This window comes from Dietzia sp. UBA5065 (assembly GCA_002415925.1).
In the GTDB taxonomy this organism is placed as follows: domain Bacteria; phylum Actinomycetota; class Actinomycetes; order Mycobacteriales; family Mycobacteriaceae; genus Dietzia.
Genome location: DIAZ01000059.1, coordinates 36,613 through 39,064, shown reverse-complemented (window position 1 = coordinate 39,064; position 2,452 = coordinate 36,613). Strand labels below are relative to the sequence as shown.

The window sequence follows — 2,452 nt, the reverse complement described above, 5'->3', positions numbered from 1 at the left end:
GACCAAGTCGACCAAGGACTTCTACACCGGCGGTTCGAGCTTCACCGGACCCCAGAACGGGTTCGCGATCGCCGGCGACTACCTGTCGGCGGCCTCGTTCCTCGGCATCGCCGGCGCCATCGCGATCAACGGCTACGACGGCTTCCTCTACTCCATCGGCTTCCTGGTGGCCTGGCTCGTCGCCCTGATGCTGGTCGCGGAGTTGATGCGCAACACGGGCCGATTCACGATGGCGGACGTGCTGAGCTTCCGGCTCAACCAGCGGCCGGTCCGGATGGCCGCGGCCCTGGCGACCCTCGCGGTGTGCCTGTTCTACCTCATCGCCCAGATGGCGGGCGCGGGTGGCCTGGTCGCCCTTCTCCTCAACATCGACGACTCGACCGGGCAGGCGATCGTCGTCGCGGTCGTGGGACTGCTGATGATCGTGTACGTCCTGGTCGGCGGCATGAAGGGCACCACCTACGTCCAGATGGTCAAGGCGGTCCTGCTCGTGGGCGGCGTGTTGATCATGTGCATCCTCGTGCTGGTGGCCGCCCGCGGCAACTTCTCCGCGCTGCTCGGTGAGGCGGTGGCCAACTCCGGCAAGGACCTGCTCCAACCGGGTCTGCAGTACGGCGCCACCGAGACCAGCAAGCTCGACTTCGTCTCGCTGTCGATCGCCCTGGTCTTCGGCACCGCCGGTCTCCCGCACGTGCTGATGCGCTTCTACACCGTCCCGACGGCCAAGGAGGCGCGCCGGTCCGTGACCTGGGCGATCGTCCTCATCGGCGGCTTCTACCTGTTCACCCTCGTCCTCGGCTTCGGCGCGGCGGCGATGGTGGGGCCCGAGGTCATCAAGGCGGCGCCGGGCGGCGTCAACTCGGCGGCACCGCTGCTGGCGTTCGCCCTCGGCGGCGAGATCTTCCTGGGCATCATCTCGGCGGTCGCCTTCGCCACCATCCTCGCGGTGGTGGCCGGACTGGCGATCACCGCGTCGGCGTCGTTCGCCCACGACATCTACAACGGCGTGATCAAGCACGGCAAGGCGACCGAGAAGGACCAGCTCCGGGTCTCCAGGATCACCGTGGTCGTGATCGGCCTCGTGTCGATCGTGATGGGGATCGGCGCGATGGGTCAGAACATCGCGTTCCTCGTGGCGCTCGCCTTTGCCATCGCGGCCTCGGCGAACCTGCCGACGATCCTGTACTCGCTGTTCTGGAAGCGGTTCAACACCACCGGCGCCCTGTGCTCCATGTACGGCGGCCTGATCACCACCCTGGTGCTGATCGCGCTGTCGCCGGCCGTCTCCGGCAGTGAGAAGTCGATGATCTCCAGCGTGGACTTCTCCCTGTTCCCGCTGTCCAATCCGGGCATCGTGTCGATCCCGCTGGCGTTCCTGCTGGGCATCATCGGTACCTTCCTCGGCAAGAAGGACGAGTTCCCCGAGAGGCGGATCGAGATGGAGGTGCGCTCCCTCACGGGTGTCGGTGTGGAGAAGACGATCTCGCACTGACGGATCCGCACTGACGGACGCGTCCCGGCGCGACCCACCACCGGCCCGCCCGACCGCCACAACGGTCGGGCGGGCCGCGTCATGTCCACGGGAGGGCTACCCTCGGGGACCACCACACGTAATCGAAGGCGGTAGCGATGTATCCCGGACAGGACGACCAGACACGGCGGATGGGGCAGCAGCCGGAATCCCGCGCGTATTCGCAGGCCGGCGGGAACCCCGCGTACGACGAGCCCTACGCGACCGACCCCGGGTATCCGGAGCGCCGCGAACCCCGCGGCCCGGCGCTCGACGTGGGGAAGTTCGTCGGCAGCGTCGCCGCCACCGCGCTGGTCGCGGCGATCGCCGGGTGGCTGATCTCGTGGGTGGTCGACGCGGTGTTCACCAGGTTCGGTCACCAGTGGGCAGGCGGCGGCAACACCCCCACCATGTACGCCGTGTACGGGGCGGTGGCGGCGCTCCTGGCGGGCCTGCTCTGGTACCTCCTGCTGGTGGGTACCGCGAACCCCCAGCAGTTCTTCTCGTGGACCGTCGGGCTCCTCATCGTGGCCGCGGTGGCCCTGCCCCTGTTGGTCACGGTCCCGTTCCTTGACGGTCTGGCGGCGGCGATAGTGCACCTGCTCATCGGGCTGCCGATCCTCGCGCTGACCGGGTCGCTCAACGCCACCCTCCGGCGCTGACGATCGGAGGGGGCACGTGGTGCCCTCGAGAGGAATCGAACCTCCGACACCGGCTTTAGGAGAGCCGTGCTCTATCCACTGAGCTACGAGGGCGGGAACCGGGGAGAGTCTAACTGATGGCCGGGGCGGGCGTGGCCGCGAGTTGGAGCGACGCACCGCGGCCGGTAGGGTAGACCGCTGGCGTCCGTGTCGTCCCCGTCGCCGGGGATCGACGGACCGCCTCCGCGGGTCACCACCGGCCGCCGCGCGAGGGGGAGGGCGTCCGTCCGGCCGGCAGCCC

2 protein-coding genes and 1 tRNA gene are annotated in these 2,452 nt (G+C 68.8%); 2 read left to right on the top strand and 1 reads right to left on the bottom strand.

Annotated elements, in window-relative coordinates; genetic code table 11:
* Together B4M60_RS04580 and B4M60_RS04575 are read left to right on the top strand one after the other, a co-directional pair.
* Positions 1 to 1,492, top strand: a 1,492-nt coding sequence (locus tag B4M60_RS04580) for a solute symporter family protein (RefSeq protein ID WP_291080711.1), incomplete at its 5' end; no start/stop codon positions are given.
* Between the two features lie 137 nt (positions 1,493 to 1,629).
* Positions 1,630 to 2,172, top strand: coding sequence for a hypothetical protein (locus tag B4M60_RS04575; protein ID WP_291080709.1), 543 nt, complete (start codon positions 1,630 to 1,632; stop codon positions 2,170 to 2,172).
* A gap of 17 nt (positions 2,173 to 2,189) precedes the next feature.
* Here B4M60_RS04575 and B4M60_RS04570 read toward each other — a convergent pair.
* Positions 2,190 to 2,265 (bottom strand) — tRNA-Arg (locus B4M60_RS04570).
* Positions 2,266 to 2,452 lie beyond the last annotated feature (187 nt).

Bases quoted from the DNA above. Each gene is read 5' to 3' on its own strand.
- B4M60_RS04575 (WP_291080709.1), top strand. From the start codon at position 1,630: ATGTATCCCGGACAGGACGACCAGACACGGCGGATGGGGCAGCAGCCG.